This is a genomic window from Flavobacterium sp. (genome assembly GCF_039930565.1).
In the GTDB taxonomy this organism is placed as follows: Bacteria; Bacteroidota; Bacteroidia; order Flavobacteriales; family Flavobacteriaceae; genus Flavobacterium.
The window spans coordinates 197,024-213,747 of record NZ_JBDTTP010000001.1 but is presented as its reverse complement, the minus strand read 5'-3'; the positions used below and the strand labels follow the sequence as shown (position 1 = coordinate 213,747).

The following is a 16,724-nucleotide window of genomic DNA, read 5'->3' as shown; positions in this document are numbered from 1 at the left end:
GAAACTTTTGCCGATTTGTATATCATTACAAAAGATAAAAAATACCTTGAAGCTGCAGAGAAACTATCACATCTTAGACTATTAAACCCTTTGCTTAAAAAAGAAGATAAACTTACGGGACTTCACGCCAATACACAAATACCCAAAGTAATTGGCTACGAGAAAATTGGACATTTAACACATAATGCCGATTGGGAAAATGCAGCAGAATATTTTTGGCATAATGTGACTGAAAAACGCAGCGTAGCCTTTGGTGGAAACAGCTATCGTGAACATTTTAATCCTACAGACGATTTTAAAAAAATGTTAGAATCCAATCAAGGTCCTGAAACGTGTAACAGTTATAATATGCTTCGTTTGTCAATGGCTTTGTTTTTAAATAATAATGATGTGAGTTACCTTGATTTTTACGAACGTGCCTTATACAATCATATTTTATCTACTCAACAGCCTGAAAAAGGAGGTTTCGTCTATTTTACACCAATTCGTCCCAATCATTACAGAGTATATTCACAACCTGAAACGAGTATGTGGTGTTGTGTGGGTTCTGGCTTAGAAAATCATTCAAAATATGGCGAATTGATTTATAGCCATTCTGAAAATGATGTTTATGTGAATCTTTTTATTCCTTCTGAATTAAATTGGAAAGAAAAAGGAATAGCATTAATACAAACAAATAATTTCCCTGATGAGAATGCCACTGAATTAAAATTGAAATTAAAAAAGAGCAAGACTTTTTCTGTAAATATCCGTTATCCAGAATGGGCAAAAAACATCAAAATTTTGGTTAATGGAAAAGCTGAAACATTCAAAGGGAATCCATCACAATATATAAATTTGAATAGAAAATGGAAAGATGGAGATAAAATTTCATTTCAATTTACTGTAGAAACTAAATTAGAATACCTTCCTGATGGTTCTAATTGGGCTGCTTTTGTTCGGGGACCAATTGTTTTAGCTGCAGAAACTTCGACAAAGGATCAAACTGGTCTGTATGCGGATAATAGCAGGATGGGACATGAAACAAGAGGGAAATTGTATCCAATTAATGAAGCTTATGCTTTGGTTGATGAATCGAAAGATTATATATCAAAGCTGCAAACTATTGATAATATGAATTTTAAATTGGATTCATTGACTCTACAACCTTTCTACCAAATTCATGATGCACGATATCAAATGTACTTCCAGACATTTACCCAAAAGGAATACGAAAATCAAAAAGAAATTCAAAAACAACAAGAAGCAAAAATGATTGCTCTTGAAGCAATAACGGTTGATAAAATCAATTGCGGCGAGCAACAACCCGAAGTCGATCATGAATACAAAGGAGAGCAAAGCAATTCTGGTTATGATGATGATAAATTTTGGAGAAGTACCCGTTCTTACATTTCGTATAAATTGCAAAATAAAAATAATGCAGGTAAGTATATTGAAATTAGTACAATTGATGCCATTGATACTAAAAAATTTGAAGTCCTAATTAATGATTTTGCAGTAGAAATAGACAGTGTTGTAAAAAATGCAATAAGAATTAAAACTCCAAAAAGTGAGAGTATAAACTTGAAAATTGTTGCAAAAGAAAAAACACCAACACCAAGATTCTATCAAATCAGAATTTTAAAACAATAGAAAAATGATAAAGCCATTCTTATTTATTATTGCATTACTTTCTTTTACAATTAGTTATTCCCAATTGCCGACTACTATAAAAGTAAGCGAAGGAAAATTACAGGGTACGGCAGAAAATGGTTTAACCGTTTTTAAAGGAGTTCCTTTTGCAGCTCCTCCAATAGGTGATTTACGTTGGCATGCACCAATGCCGCCAGCCAAATGGGAAGGTATTCGCCTGGCTAATTCATTTGCTCCTGCACCCATGCAAGGTGGAAATCCGCCATCTGGTAAAAGCGAGGATTGTTTGTATTTGAATATTTGGTCTCCGGCAAAATCAGCGAAGGAAAAAGTACCTGTTTTAGTATGGATTTATGGGGGTGGATTCAATTTTGGAGCAACTTCTGAAGCAACTTATAATGGAGAAAAGCTGGCCAAAAAAGGAGTGATTTTAGTAAGTATAGCCTATCGTGTTGGGCAGTTAGGTTTTATGGCCCATCCTGAATTGAGTAAGGAAAATCCCCAAAATGTTTCCGGGAACTATGGAATATTGGATATGATTGCGGGTTTAAAATGGGTTAAAGAAAATATTAAATCTTTTGGAGGGGACCCCGATAAAGTAACTATTTTTGGAGAATCCGCAGGCGGCATTGCTGTCAGTATGCTGTGTGCATCACCAAAAGCTAAAGGATTATTTCAGGGCGCAATCTCTCAAAGCGGAGGTTCTTTCGGTCCTTCACGTATTACAACATATCCGGGAGAAAATATGAAACGCCTTTCAGTAGCCGAAAAAGCAGGAGAGGAATATATGAAAAACTCAGGTTTTACCTCAATTGCAGAGATGAGAAAATTACCTGTTGATAAATTACCGGCCGTAAAAGGACTTGCCTGGCCAATTGTCGACGGAATTGTGATTCCTGATGACCAATATAAATTGTATGAAGCAGGAAAATTTAATGATACACCTATTCTGGTTGGTTATAATTCTGACGAAGGAGCTAGCTTTTCTCCGCCAAAAACACCTGAAGAATACATAAAAGGGGTAGAAAACAGATATGGAAAATTTTCGAAAGTACTTATCGAAGCTTATCCTGCAGGTGAAACTTATGTGCCTAAAACGGCCAGGGATTTAGCTCGTGATGCTGCATTTGGATGGCAAACCTGGAGTTGGGCGAGGCTACATTCCAAAATAGGAAAATCAAAAGTGTTTTATTATTATTTTGACCAGCATCCTGAAAATCCAGTGGGTTCTCCAAATGCCGGACATGGTTCGCATCATGGTCAGGAAGTGGCTTATGTATTTGAACAACTCAATTCTAAAAATCCACAGACGACACAAACGGATCTCGCAATTTCTGATGCAATGGGAACCTATTGGACAAATTTTGCAAAGTATGGCGATCCTAACGGAAATAATTTACCAAAATGGCCTGCTTTTAATAATGATGGAAAAGTCATGTATTTTGAACAAAAACCGTATGTGGGAACTGTACCAAGCTTGGATTCCATGAAAGTTTTGGATCAGTATTTTACCTGGAGAAGAACTCCTGAAGGAGAACTTTGGGCTCAATAAATCTGTTTAATAATACTAATTTTAAAAAAGATGAAAAAACAAACAAATTTTCTGATCATTCAACTTGTATTTGTATTTAGCAGTTTTTTAGCAATCGCTCAAAATCCCATCATAAGGAATCAATATTCTGCCGACCCGTCTGCAAGGGTATTTGGAGACAGGATATATGTTTATCCTTCTCATGATATATTAGCTACTGAAGGAAAAGGCAGGAAAGACTGGTTTTGTATGGAAGATTATCATGTGTTTTCATCTGAAAACCTTACTGATTGGACAGACCACGGTATGATTGTGCAACAAAATAAAGTGCCTTGGGTAAAGCCGGACAGTTATAGTATGTGGGCTCCGGATTGTATTGAACGAAATGGAAAATACTATTTTTATTTTCCATCTGTTCCTAAAGATACTACATCAATTGGCAGAGGATTTACAATTGGTGTAGCAGTTGCAGAAAAGCCTACCGGACCTTTTGTGCCGGAAGTTAACCCAATCAAAGGAGTAAAAGGTATTGACCCAAATGTTTTCATGGATAAGGACGGACAAGCTTATTTATATTGGTCAGCAGGAAATATTTTTGCAGCAAAGCTGAAAAGCAATATGCTGGAACTGGATTCTGAAGTTAAGACCTTAGGAGATTTACCAACTAAAGGACTTAAGGAAGGTCCTTATATGTTTGAAAGAAATGGAATTTATTATCTGACTTATCCACATGTTGAAAACAAAATTGAAAGGTTAGAATATGCAATGAGTGATAATCCGTTGGGACCATTCAAAGTTACCGGTGTAATTATGGACGAATCCCCAACTGGCTGCTGGACAAATCATCATTCGATTTTAGAATTCAAAAAGCAATGGTATTTATTCTACCACCACAATGATTATTCTCCTGCATTTGATAAGGCCAGATCGGTTAGGGCGGATGCTTTATCATTTAATCCGGATGGAACAATCATAAAAGTAATTCCAACTTTAAGAGGAATTGGTGTTAGCAATGCTGCAAAAGAAATTCAAATTGACAGATATAGCAATATAAGTGATAAAGGAACATCTATCGCTTTTTTAGATGAACTTGATCATTTTAAGGGGTGGAAAACAATATTGAATAACTCAGGTGCCTGGGTGCAATATAATGCTGTCGATTTTGGCAAGAAATCTTTAAAATGGGTTATAGTAAGAGCCATGTCTGCTAATGGAGGAACTTTGCAAATACGGACCAAAGGATTTGAAGGACCTCTAATTGCAGAAGTCAAAATTCCTGCAGGCACAAATTGGAGTGATATAAAAATTCCTGTAAAAAAGTTTGAAGGCGGAATTCAAAATCTTGTTGTTGTATTGAATGAAAATAATAAAAATGTTGAAGTTGACTGGATAAGCTTTAAATAAAGTTGGATATTAATTGATTTAGAATTATATATGAAAAAAAGTTGTAAGGCTTGTATAAGCTTAATGTGGATAGCAGTTTTTTTTAGTAATGCCAATGCACAGCAAACTACAGGTTTACTAGCAAATATTATTACAGAAAACGATAAAGAAATAAGTAGTTTTCCAATTGTAAATTCAGAAAAGAAAGCCACCCCGATTCGATATGATGTTTCCGATTTTAAAGGAGTAATTCGTGCAATTGTTGATTTACAAAATGACATCAATAGCGTAACAGGACTGAAACCTGCGATGCTTACCGATAATTCAGCAGAAGATTACGAAATTGTAGTTGGAACACTTGGTAATAGCAAGCTCGTCGATAATTTAGCTCAATCAGGTAAGTTAAATACAAAAGATCTGAAAGGAAAATGGGAAAGTTTTGTTATTACTACAATAGATGATTCCAAAAAACCAGGAAGAAAAATACTGGTTATAGCTGGCAGTGATAAACGTGGTACCATTTATGGGATTTATGAATTATCCAGACAATTAGGAGTTTCACCATGGTATTGGTGGGGTGATGTACCTGCTAAAAAGCGTACAGTGGCTTATGTATTGCCGGGTCGTTATGCGTCGGGTGAACCTAAAGTCAAATATAGAGGAATCTTTATAAATGATGAAGCACCTTGTTTTTCAGGCTGGGCAAAAGAAAAATTTGGAGGCCCAAACAGCAAATTATATTCACATATGTTTGAATTATTGCTCCGATTAAGAGGTAACTATCTATGGCCTGCCATGTGGGGTAATGCATTCAATGAAGATGATCCGGAAAGTCCTCGTATTGCTGATGAATATGGAATTGTAATGGGAACTTCCCACCATGAGCCAATGATGCGGGCTCAAAAAGAATGGGGAAATCATCGTAAAGAATATGGCAATGGCGAATGGAATTACAAATCAAATAAAGCAGGTTTGCAGAAATTCTGGGAAGATGGTCTGGAAAGAAATAAGAAGTATGAAAACATTGTAACAATGGGAATGCGTGGTGACGGAGACTTGCCAATGCAGGATTTAGGCAGCGCCGAAGCCAATTTTAAGGAGCTGGAAAGAATTATGGAAGACCAGCGGGAAATTATTAAAAAACTTACCCAAAAACCAATCAATCAAACGCCACAAGTATGGGCTTTATACAGCGAAGTTCTGGAATATTTTGATCAGGGTATGAAGGTACCTGATGATATGACTATATTGCTTTGTGATGATAACTGGGGTAATGTAAGAAGGCTTCCTGAACTTGGAGCTAAAAAACATAAGGGCGGATATGGTATCTATTACCATGTTGATTTGCATGGTGCACCCAGAGCATACCAATGGCTGAATATGACTCAGATTCCTCATATGTGGGAGCAATTGCAATTAACTTACAGCTACGGAGTTGATAAGATTTGGATACTGAATGTTGGAGATTTAAAGCCAAATGAATATCCCATGGATTTCTTTTTAACAATGGCATGGAATCCCACTTCTTTCAATGAAAATAATTTGCAGGAATACGCCAGAAAATTTTGTGAAGAGCAATTTGGTGCAAATCAAGCCACTGAGGCAGCAGAGATCATAAGTACTTATTGTAAATTCAATAGCCGCATTACGGCAGAAATGATGAATCATAAAACGTATAATCTTGAAAGTGGTGAATTTTTGCAAGTAAAAGATGCTTATTTGGCATTAGAAACAAAAGCACTAAGACAATTTACTTCACTCCCTGAAAATTATAAGGATGCTTACAAGCAATTTATATTGCATCCGGTTCGGGCAATGGCTAATCTTTATGATATGTATTATGCTGTAGCTATGAATGAAAAACTGGCGGCTGAAAAAGATATAAAAGCTAATTATTGGGCTGATTATGTTGATGCTTGTTTTAAAAGAGATGCTGATTATTCCTATGATTATAACCACAATATTTCAGGAGGAAAATGGAATCATATTATGGATCAAACACATATTGGTTATAAATCCTGGGATGAACCAAAAGGAGGAAATATAAAGCCAAAAGTGACAAGAATAACTCGGGAGGAAGAAAAAAAAGGTGGATATATTTTTGATGAGAAAAATCGTGTAGTTGTCATGGAAGGGGAACATTATTTTGAGAATAAAAGCGCTCCAAAAACAAATTGGACAGTGATTCCTGATCTCGGACGAACATTGTCAGGAATAGCCTTAATGCCTTACACTGTAAACACTACAGGATCTCAAATTCAGTATAAAATGAATTTGGAATCAAAAAAAGACAGTATAAAACTAAGAGTATTTTTTGACTGCACACTGCCATTTAAAAAAGGAGGTCACAAGGTAGCCGCTTCATTTAATGGAGCAACCGAAACTAAATGGAATATCAATGATGAGTTAACATGGGCAAATAATTATACCAAGATGTATCCGGCCGGTGCAGCCCGAATGATTGAAACAACTATAACATTGCCTTTGTCAAAAAGTACGGATGGTTTGTATACTTTAACCATAAAACCATTAGATCCCGGTATTGTGATTTACAAAGTTATTGTTGATTGTGATGGTTACGAACCTACACATTTAAAAATGGATGAAAGTCCATACAAAAGAAAATAATTCTACAAAATAAATAAATGAAAAATAATATAAAATTTAGCTGGATTTTACTGTTGATTGCTTCATTATGCATTGCCCAAAAGCCTAAAGATCTTAAAGGAAATGTAGGTAAAGCAGAAAAAAAAGTTTTTACCTATACTAATCCTATCACCAGGGATTTCAATATTTCCATGCGTGATCATTTCATTATAAAAGTAGAGAATAAATGGTATTGTGTAGGGACTTCGAATCCAGTTTGGACAGGTCCTAATCCAGGAGTTCGTATGTTAGTGTCCGATGACCTTATCAACTGGAAACAACATTCCTTTATAATAGATGCGAGTAAATTGCCGGCAGATTGTCCTTATAATGGCCGTTTTTGGGCACGTGAAATCCATTTCATTCAAAATAAATATTATTTAACGGTCAACAGTGGTAAAGTAACTGCAGAAGATCCAAAAGGCATGAGCACTCATAGTGTCTGGTTATTTTCATCAGATAAGGTTACAGGCCCTTATGCTTTGGTTAATGGGCCATTAACACCTCAGTACAATAATGATAGTACTTTGTTTGAAGATGAAGATGGTCAAACCTATATGTACTGTAGTGGTAATGGTCTTTTTCAGGCTAAAATTGATTTAAAATCCGGTAAATTAACAACGCCAATCGAGAAATTTTTAGATAAAAAACAATCAGGTTACCCGGAATGGATGGTGGGTGGTATTGAAGGTCCATTTGTTATTAAAAGAGAAGGAACCTATTTTATGTTTTTTTCGACATGGACTCGTGGATATGAAGTAGGACTTTTAAAATCAAAATCACCATTAGGACCTTGGGAGTTAGTATCTGATCAGCCTATTTTTGGTACCCGAAAAAAACATTACCGACCAGAATTAGCGAAAGAAGGAGGATATGATCATTTAAAATACCAGGATACACCAGATCCTTATCAGGAAACAGGACATAATGCTCTTTTTATTGGCCCTGACAATCAGCTTTGGAGTTCATGTCATTATTTCATGGATGAAAAAAGACCTTATCCATACAGCCAGACCTTTGAGGAATGGGAAAAAGGACCACAAATGGGAATTGAACCTGTATATTATAAAGATGGAAGATTCTTCATAAAAGAAGCAACGTGGACAAAACAAACAATCGAATATTAATTTTGAATTTTACATATAAATCTAAGGGTGCAATTTTTTTGTCTTAAACTTAGTGTAACCTGAATAAAATATAAAACTGATATCATGAAAAATATTTATTGGATAGCTATTATATCTTTAGCTTTTATTGACAGTTTCGGCCAAAATAAGGTCAATACTGATACGGGAATAAAAACAGAAATACTGTCAAACAGTATAGAAATTCAATTTCTGTCACCTACAATTGTAAGGGTTTTAAAATATCCTAAAAGTATTGTATTAGATAAAAAGAGTCTGGCAGTTATTAAAAAACCAGAAAAATTAAACTTAAAAACTGTCGAAAGTGAAAGCTTTTACATTGTAAGCAGTAATAAGTTAAAAGTAAAAGTCAACAAAAAAAATGCGGATGTAAGTTTCTTTGATCCGAATGAAAAACCATTTTTTGCAGAAAAAAGTGAGAGTTCTGAGTTTTTGCCTGCTAATGACGCTGGTGAGAATACATTTAAAGTAAGTCAGTCTTTTCAATTGGAATCTGATGAAGCAATCTACGGTCTCGGAATTATTCAAAACAGAAAAATGTCCCAACGTAATCAAAAACTTAAAATGATTCAGGGCAATACAGACGACTATGTGCCTTTTTTCCAATCGGTAAAAGGTTATGGTCTTTATTGGGATAATTATTCTCCCACTAATTTTATAGATGATAGTAATGAAACTACTTTTCGTTCTGATGTTGGTAATTGTATCGATTATTATTTTATGCTTGGCGGCAGCGCGGACGGTGTTGTTGCCCAGATGAGAGATCTTACAGGACAAGCGCCTATGTTTCCATTATGGACCTATGGTTTTTGGCAGAGTAAAGAACGTTACAAAAGCCAGGAAGAAGTAGTGAATGTTGTTAAAAAATATCGTGAATTAGGAGTTCCGCTTGATGGGATAATTCAGGATTGGCAATATTGGGGAGATAATTATCATTGGAATGCAATGGAATTTTTAAACCCCGAATTTCCTAATCCCCAAAAATTTGTAGAGGATGTGCACCAACTAAATGCACATTTAATAATCTCTATTTGGTCTTCATTCGGACCTCAAACGAAACCATTTCAGGAACTTAAGTCCAAAGGAATGCTAATGGATTTTGCGACCTGGCCTTTATCAGGAAAAGATGTTTGGCCGCCAGATATGAATTTCCCTTCGGGAGTTGTGGTATATGATGCTTATAATCCTGAAGCAAGAGATATTTACTGGAAATACCTCAAAAATGGTCTTTATTCTCTTGGAATTGACGGGTGGTGGATGGATTCTACTGAACCAGATCACTTAAATCACCAAGATAAAGATTTTGATAATAAAACGTTTTTGGGTTCTTTTAGAAAAGTGCGTAATGCATATCCATTAATGACAGTTGGAGGTGTTTACGATCATCAGCGCAGTACGTCTTCAGACAAAAGAGTATTTATTCTAACCCGTTCTGCTTTTGCAGGACAACAAAGTAAAGGGGCAAATACATGGTCAGGTGATGTTACAGCTTCCTGGGATGCCCTTAAAAATCAGATTCCCGCAGGACTTAATTTTTCAATGACCGGTATTCCATATTGGAATAGTGACATAGGAGGTTTCTTTTTGAATAAATTCCCTAAGAAATTACAAGATCCTAACTATACTGAGCTTTACACCAGATGGTTACAATTTGGAACATTTTGCCCAATGATGCGTTCTCACGGAGCCGATGCACCTCGTGAAATTTATCAATTTGGTAAAAAAGGAGAAGTTGTGTATGACGCCATTGAGAAATTTATTAACCTGAGATATAGTTTGTTGCCATACATTTATTCGAACTCTTATGAAGTGACTGCAAATCAGTCAAGTATGATGAGAGCTTTGGTGATGGACTTTCCTTTGGACAAACGCACACATGATATCAATAATCAATACATGTTCGGAAAATCATTATTGGTAATTCCGGTTACAGATCCAATGTACACCAAAGATGTTGTTGAAAACGGTACTGCTTCGAAATTACAGGATTTTAGCAGCATAAAATCTACTCAGGTATATTTACCGGCCAACACAGCATGGTATGATTTCTGGACCAGCAAAAAGATTGAAGGAGGTCAGACAATAAGTAAGGAAACACCACTTGACATTATACCACTATATGTAAAAGCAGGTGCTATAATTCCGATTGGCCCTAAAGTTCAATTTGCTGAAGAAAAAAAATGGGATGATTTAGAAATCCGTGTATATACAGGAAAAGATGGGGCTTTTGAGTTTTATGAAGATGAAAATGATAATTATAACTATGAAAAAGGAGCGTATTCTTTAATCAAATTCAAATGGAATGAGGCTACTAAAAAGCTAACCATAGACAAAAGAAAAGGAACATTTAAAGGAATGCTAAAAAGCCGAAACTTTAAAATTGTTTTTATTGATTCAGAAAATAACCCAAAAATTAAAACAATTAATTACAAGGGAGAAGCTATAAAGTTAGGGTTATAGAAGTGAATAATTTATTAATTAACAGGATATTTAAATGTATCTCAGTACTTAATAATATTAAATAAAAAAACAGAAAGTAACGCTACGTTACTTTCTGTTTTTTTATTTCGAGTCCTTAACAATTCATCATTATAAGCAAACATCTCATTTAGGAGGTGTTGTTAATTGCATTTCATGTTCTATGGGTTTAAATTCCAGACCCCTGATTTTGCAGTTTGCTGTGCGTAAGTGGTAAAGTCTTTTGGTTTTCTCCCCAAAACTTTTTCTATGTCAGAAGTTATGTTCGCATTTCTTCCATCCAGCACTTCTTCAAAAAGATAGTTGATTAACCAGATATGATCTTCCGGAATCTGATAGTCTTTCAGCATTTGTATATATTCTTTTAAAGTTAATCCCTGAAAAGTAATATTTCTGTTTGATGCCTTTGCGATCACAGTTATAGCTTTCTCAAAAGTCAGCAATTCCGGACCAGTTAATTCATACGTTTTACCATTATGATGATCATTTAAAAGCGATTCTGCAACGACATCGGCAATATCGTCTGCATCAGTAAAAGGCTCCAGGGCTTCAGTTCTTGGTAAGGCAACAATCCCTGCAAGTAAGGGTTCTAAAAAAAAGCTTTCACTGAAGTTTTGGCTTAACCAGCTGGCTCTTATAATTGTCCAGTTTTTAGTATTTCTTTTTACAATTTCCTCACAAACCTGAGCTTCTTTTTCTCCTCTTCCTGAGAGAAGAACCATTTTTTGAATACCTTGATTATTAGCAGGAGTTGTGAATTTAGTAATTGTTTCTGCAGCTGAAGGAATTGCCAATCAGGCTGAAAAGTAATATAAACGGTATCGATACCCTTAAGTAATGGTTCCCAGGTTTCAGGATTTTCCCAATCAAAGGTACTTTTTCATTTCGTGAACCTTTACGGATTTGAATACCTGATATTTTTTCTAATCGCTCGATTACTCTGCTTCCGGTTTTGCCATTGGCACCCAGAACTAAAATTGTCTTTTTTTCCATGTGAATATTTCTTAAAATGAATACTGATACAAAGATGACTCGTTTAGCAGGCAATCATTTGTCGCAAAAGAATAAAGGGATTGTTGTTTTACTTCATTAGGTCTGGTGCCAAATTTTTTATAAAAAGCATTAGAAAAAGAACTTAAACTTTCATACCGTAAAAAGGCAAATCCCACAGCATCTCCTTCTATTTCATATTTCTGAACTACGGTTTTCGATGTGTCAGATTGTTCAATCAAAACAATAAAATATTTAATTCTATTATATCTGTAGTCATGCTGAATATCAATGGTTATAAAAAGATGAAAAGTTACTCTTTATTTTTAATCAATTATTGGAATATAAATATCAAAGGTTGCCCCTTTATTTAATTCCCCACTTGCAGTAATTATACCATTATGGTTTTCAACAATTTTCTTTACAATGGCAAGTCCGATTCCGGTTCCCTGATATTCATTTTTTCCATGCAAACGCTGAAAAACTTCAAATATTTTGTTATTATACTCAGGACTAAAACCAATACCATTATCTAAAATTTGAATATGGCAGTAATTCATATTTTTAGATAATAATTTGTTATTAAGTGTTTTATCATTTCCTATGACACTTTTTATTTCTATATGTGGAGAGATTTCTGGAATAGAAAATTTCAACGAGTTGCTTAACAGATTATAAAGTAACTGCCGAAACTGAAAAGGAATAATATTAACCTCGCAGGTCTCATTGTTTTCAATAATTGCATGTTTTTGTAACAGTTCTTCTTTCAAATCTTCCTTTACTTCATTGATAATGTTGGCAAGATCAGTTTTTTCAAAGACTCTTTCCTGAACGTTTGTTCTTGAATAGGTCAGTAAATCATTAATAAGCGCCTGCATTCGCTGCGCTGCATTTTGGATTCTTTGAAATTTATCTTTTCCAAGATCAGATAAGTTATCTGATTCTCTCTCAATAATCTGCGAAGCAAAAGTTTGTATTTTTCTTAAAGGCTCTTGTAAATCATGGCTTGAAATATAAGTAAAGGACTGTAACTCCTTGTTCATATTTTCAAGCTCTACATTTTTTTGTTCAAGCTCAACGGCATTTAATTTTATTTTATCATCCGCTTTCTTTTTTTCTGTCAGGTCATGTGTTACTTTTGAAAAACCGATAACTTCATTTTTTTTGTTGTGAATGGCAGTAATTACAACATTTGCCCAAAAAAGACTTCCGTTTTTTCGTACGCGCCATCCTTCATGTACTGCTTTTCCTTTTTCTTTTGCAATGGATAATAAATTTTGCGGAAGATTATTTTTCTGATCAGTTTCAGTATAAAAAACAGAGAAACTCTTCCCTATGATTTCTTCTGCTTTATATCCTTTTATATTTTCAGCACCAATATTCCAATTCTCGACTATTCCTATATTGTTTAAATATAGGATAGCATAGTCCTGTACTTCTTCGATCATTAAATGATAACGTTCTTCACTTTTTCTTAAGGACTCATTTATCTGACTCAGTTGTTTCGTTCGGCTGACTACCTGATTTTCCAATTCCTGAGTAAAGGCTTTCTCCGTCTGGATATCAGTAAAAGCACCAACCCATTTTATAATTTTATTGTTTTTATCAAATATGGGTTCTCCAATAGCCGTATGCCATCTGTATTCTCCATCTTTTCTCTTAACCCTTACATCACATCGGTACACTTCTCCGCTAGCTAAACAGTGAGTCCACGAAGCTGCGTTCTGTTCATAATCATCCGGATGAATAACCGTTTTCCATTCTTCTTCTCCGGTAGGTTGGATCCCGGTATATTCCAGCCATTTTCCTGAAGAGAACAGAGCATCACCTTTTTCATCTGTTTCCCAGATTAACTGCGGAATACTTTCTGTTAAGGAACGGAACCTTTTTTCGCTTTCTTCAATTTTTTTTCTGGCTTCAACTTTTTCGGTTACATCAATTATAGTAATTCTTACTCCTGAAATGTTGTTGTAAGAGTCAGTAACAGGGGCATATTCAAAATCGACATATAATTTATAATCGATGTCACCATCTTTTAAGTATAAAGAAGATTCAGATTCAGAATGTACTTTTCCGGTGTTGTAAACTTCATGTAATAGTGCTGCATATTTTTGTTCCTGAAGTTCCGGGAAAACTTCAAAAATCTTTTTGCCGTGCACATCAGTTTCTTTTTTTCTCCAGATCTTTTTAAGAAGCGTATCATTGGCCAATTCAATTACCATATCCCTACCCTTAAGAATAGCTATAGGTATTGGGGACTGCATGACAAGATTCCGGAACCTTTTTTCACTTTCTTCTAATTCCTGCTGGTAATTTTTAATGGCTGTAATATCCCTGGCGGTACCAATTAATTTTTCTGGCTTATTCTCAGAATCATAGAAGACTTTTCCTTTTGCTTCTACCCAATGAATAGATTGGTCATCCCATATTAATCTTGCCTCATAGTATAAATTTCCTGAAATTAAAGCATGTTTCAATGCTTTTTCCCTGAGGTATAAATCTTCTGGATGTATATATTTTACTAATTCGTGATGCCTTAAATCCTCATATTCTTTAAACCCTCCAATAATTTCAAGGTATCTTTTTGAATAGTGCAGTTGTTCTGTTTTTAGGTTCCATTCCCAAGTACCCAGTTCACTTGATTCTACAATAATACTAAGTCGCTGTTCATTTTCTTCGGTTTTTTTTCGTGCTTCCACTTTCTCTGTAACTTCTGTAGCTGTAACAATTATACCTGAAATTTCCCCATCTCCTTCTCTTAAAGGATGATATAGAAAATCAAAGTAGAAAATATTAAGTTCTCCGTTTCGGTTTAGCGGAATAGGTACTTCATTTCCGTGAAAAGGAATTCCGGTAAGCAATACATTATCTAACAGGGAACTTACCGCTTCTTTTACTTCAGGCAATGAATCAAATAAAGGTTTGCCAACAAACGAAGTTTCTTCTCTGCCGACCAATTTAAGATACGATTCATTGGCCATTTCAACAACATGTTCAGGCCCACGTAAAATTGTGATACCAACAGGAGCATGCTTAACTGTATTTCTAAAGCGTTTATCACTTTCTTCTGTTTTTTTCTTGGCTAAATTTAATTCTGTCAGGTCAACACCTGTATTCATTACGCCATATATTTCACCTTTTATATCATACAACGGGGTAAAACTGTAGTTAAAATAATAGGTACCTAATTTTCCATCAACTATTAAATCTAAAGGGGTATTCTCTGTATGAAAAGATTCTCCGGTTTTATAAACACTTTTAATCTGCTCAAAAACCAGCTGATTATTCAATTCCGGAACTACATCCTTAAATGATTTCCCGATTACATCATTTCCCTTCCCCCATATATTGATGATCGATTCATTTGCGAGTTCGACAATCATTTCTTCTCCGGTATATACTGCAATAGCAAAAGGGGCATTTTGTATAACCGCCCTTACTTTATGCTCACTTTCCTCTATTTTCGTACGGGAATTTACCTGTGCTGTTACTTCTATTGCTATAGCCCTAATGCCGGATATCGTACCATCTGATTCTTTTAGAGCCTCATAAACAAAATTGATATAAGTAGTTTCAATTTTTCCGTTACGGGGGAGCTCAATAGGTCTTTCATTGGCTGTAAATTTCTGCCCTGTTGTATATACTTCGTTAAGTAGTATTTCTAATCCCTGATTTTTAGCCTCCGGCAGTCCCTCAAAAATGGGTTTGTTAAGTACATCGTCCATAATTCAAGCATGTGTTGATTAGCAATTTCTACTGTAAAATTCCCACCTCTGAAAATACACATGGCCACCGGGGCCTGCATGATATTATTGACAAAACTTGCATTGCTTTCTTTTAAAGCTTCTGAAGTCCTTTTCTTTTCTGTTGTTTCAATAACAGTAACCAGCACACCGCCAACTTCTCCATTTTCTATTCTTATTGGACTGTAGGAAAAATCAAAATAGCAGTCTTCTGTAAAACCATTTCTGTTTAAAGGAAGCAATAAATCTGAAAACCGCACTGATTTACCTTTCATGGTTTCATCCATCATTGGACCAATGGTATCCCAAATTTCAGAAAATGTTTCTTTAGAGCTGATTCCCAGAGCTTCAGGATGTTTGTTTGCACCCAGGATAGGACGGTATCCATCATTGTATATTTGTGTATAATCACTTCCCCATGCAATGTACATACTAAAAGGATTTTCCAGCATTACCGCCACCATAGTACGAAGACTTTGTGGCCAGGTGTCTGGATTTCCCAACGAAGTTTTGCTCCAGTCTTTAGAGCGTATTAATTCACCCATTTCACCACCGCCAGCGAGAAAATAATGTTCGTTATTCGTCATCAAATATTTTTTAGGGTTGAAGAATAAATTGTTCTCTTTCAGGCTGTTTCATTTTTTTTCCGGAAATTAAGGCAAGTGCATTTCCTATGACTTTTTTCAATTTACTATAATCACCGGGTTTTCGAATGTAATAAATTGCGCCATTTTCGTACATGGTATCAACAATATTCACATCAAGGGAAGTTGAAAAAATAATTACAGAAAGAGGTTGTAATTTTTTATTCTGCTTTATTTCGGTAAGGCATTCAAAGCCATTTTTACGGGGCATGTTCAGGTCAAGAAAAAGAATATCAGGAAGACTGTTTTCTGATTTATCAGACAGAAAACTCATAAGTTCAACACCATCATTTACTGTAATAAGAGAATAAGTAATAGGAAGTTCATTGAGTGCTTCCCTGAAAAAATCACAATCATCTTCATCATCATCCGCCAGTAAAAGATTATATTCTTTTGTATTCATTTGTACTATTATAAATTTAACATCGACCCGATTTTTAGCTCTCACGACCTCTCCCGATAACCTGAGAAGCCAATATTTTAGTTTTAAAAAATTGTCAGGAATAAATATAGAATAATTATTATAAAAATT

12 protein-coding genes are annotated in these 16,724 nt (G+C 35.0%); 6 read left to right on the top strand and 6 right to left on the bottom strand.

Going from position 1 to position 16,724, the window contains the following annotated elements:
- From ABI657_RS00725 to ABI657_RS00700, 6 genes are all read left to right on the top strand, one after another.
- On the top strand, window positions 1-1,632 hold a 1,632-nt coding region (locus ABI657_RS00725; protein WP_348095314.1), incomplete at its 5' end, for a beta-L-arabinofuranosidase domain-containing protein.
- A gap of 4 nt (window positions 1,633-1,636) precedes the next feature.
- On the top strand, window positions 1,637-3,184 hold the full coding sequence (locus ABI657_RS00720) for a carboxylesterase family protein (protein WP_348095313.1): 1,548 nt from the start codon (window positions 1,637-1,639) through the stop codon (window positions 3,182-3,184).
- Between the two features lie 30 nt (window positions 3,185-3,214).
- Window positions 3,215-4,567, top strand: coding sequence for a family 43 glycosylhydrolase (locus ABI657_RS00715; protein ID WP_348095312.1), 1,353 nt, complete (start codon window positions 3,215-3,217; stop codon window positions 4,565-4,567).
- A gap of 30 nt (window positions 4,568-4,597) precedes the next feature.
- Complete coding sequence (locus tag ABI657_RS00710) at window positions 4,598-7,174, top strand: glycosyl hydrolase 115 family protein (RefSeq protein WP_348095311.1); 2,577 nt, start codon at window positions 4,598-4,600, stop codon at window positions 7,172-7,174.
- Between the two features lie 17 nt (window positions 7,175-7,191).
- The gene (locus tag ABI657_RS00705) at window positions 7,192-8,319 is read left to right on the top strand and encodes a family 43 glycosylhydrolase (RefSeq protein WP_348095310.1); all 1,128 of its coding nucleotides are present in this window, start codon (window positions 7,192-7,194) and stop codon (window positions 8,317-8,319) included.
- 84 nt (window positions 8,320-8,403) lie between these two features.
- Window positions 8,404-10,797: a TIM-barrel domain-containing protein gene (locus tag ABI657_RS00700; protein ID WP_348095309.1), complete on the top strand. Its 2,394-nt coding sequence runs from the start codon at window positions 8,404-8,406 to the stop codon at window positions 10,795-10,797.
- Window positions 10,798-10,976: 179 nt separating this feature from the next.
- Here ABI657_RS00700 and ABI657_RS00695 read toward each other — a convergent pair whose 3' ends face one another.
- The 6 genes from ABI657_RS00695 to ABI657_RS00670 all read right to left on the bottom strand — a co-directional run bounded on the left by ABI657_RS00695 (window position 10,977) and on the right by ABI657_RS00670 (window position 16,595).
- On the bottom strand, window positions 10,977-11,609 hold the full coding sequence (locus ABI657_RS00695) for an NmrA family transcriptional regulator (RefSeq protein WP_348095308.1): 633 nt from the start codon (window positions 11,607-11,609) through the stop codon (window positions 10,977-10,979).
- The gene (locus ABI657_RS00690) at window positions 11,575-11,808 is read right to left on the bottom strand and encodes a hypothetical protein (RefSeq protein WP_348095307.1); all 234 of its coding nucleotides are present in this window, start codon (window positions 11,806-11,808) and stop codon (window positions 11,575-11,577) included. Before ABI657_RS00690 ends, ABI657_RS00695 begins: the two co-directional genes overlap by 35 nt.
- An 11-nt stretch (window positions 11,809-11,819) precedes the next feature.
- Window positions 11,820-12,047, bottom strand: coding sequence for a hypothetical protein (locus ABI657_RS00685; protein WP_348095306.1), 228 nt, complete (start codon window positions 12,045-12,047; stop codon window positions 11,820-11,822).
- 84 nt (window positions 12,048-12,131) lie between these two features.
- Window positions 12,132-15,530, bottom strand: coding sequence for a PAS domain S-box protein (locus tag ABI657_RS00680; protein ID WP_348095305.1), 3,399 nt, complete (start codon window positions 15,528-15,530; stop codon window positions 12,132-12,134).
- The gene (locus ABI657_RS00675) at window positions 15,467-16,135 is read right to left on the bottom strand and encodes a hypothetical protein (protein ID WP_348095304.1); all 669 of its coding nucleotides are present in this window, start codon (window positions 16,133-16,135) and stop codon (window positions 15,467-15,469) included. Before ABI657_RS00675 ends, ABI657_RS00680 begins: the two co-directional genes overlap by 64 nt.
- Window positions 16,136-16,145: 10 nt before the next feature.
- Entirely contained in the window at window positions 16,146-16,595 is a 450-nt protein-coding gene (locus ABI657_RS00670) for a response regulator (RefSeq protein ID WP_348095303.1), read from the bottom strand.
- Between the last annotated feature and the right edge of the window lie 129 nt (window positions 16,596-16,724).

Coding starts and splice junctions, on each gene's coding strand:
- ABI657_RS00670 (WP_348095303.1), bottom strand. CDS start 16,595: ATGAATACAAAAGAATATAATCTTTTACTGGCGGATGATGATGAAGAT.
- ABI657_RS00710 (WP_348095311.1), top strand. CDS start 4,598: ATGAAAAAAAGTTGTAAGGCTTGTATAAGCTTAATGTGGATAGCAGTT.
- ABI657_RS00715 (WP_348095312.1), top strand. CDS start 3,215: ATGAAAAAACAAACAAATTTTCTGATCATTCAACTTGTATTTGTATTT.
- ABI657_RS00690 (WP_348095307.1), bottom strand. CDS start 11,808: ATGGAAAAAAAGACAATTTTAGTTCTGGGTGCCAATGGCAAAACCGGA.
- ABI657_RS00705 (WP_348095310.1), top strand. CDS start 7,192: ATGAAAAATAATATAAAATTTAGCTGGATTTTACTGTTGATTGCTTCA.
- ABI657_RS00680 (WP_348095305.1), bottom strand. CDS start 15,530: ATGGACGATGTACTTAACAAACCCATTTTTGAGGGACTGCCGGAGGCT.
- ABI657_RS00700 (WP_348095309.1), top strand. CDS start 8,404: ATGAAAAATATTTATTGGATAGCTATTATATCTTTAGCTTTTATTGAC.
- ABI657_RS00675 (WP_348095304.1), bottom strand. CDS start 16,135: ATGACGAATAACGAACATTATTTTCTCGCTGGCGGTGGTGAAATGGGT.
- ABI657_RS00720 (WP_348095313.1), top strand. CDS start 1,637: ATGATAAAGCCATTCTTATTTATTATTGCATTACTTTCTTTTACAATT.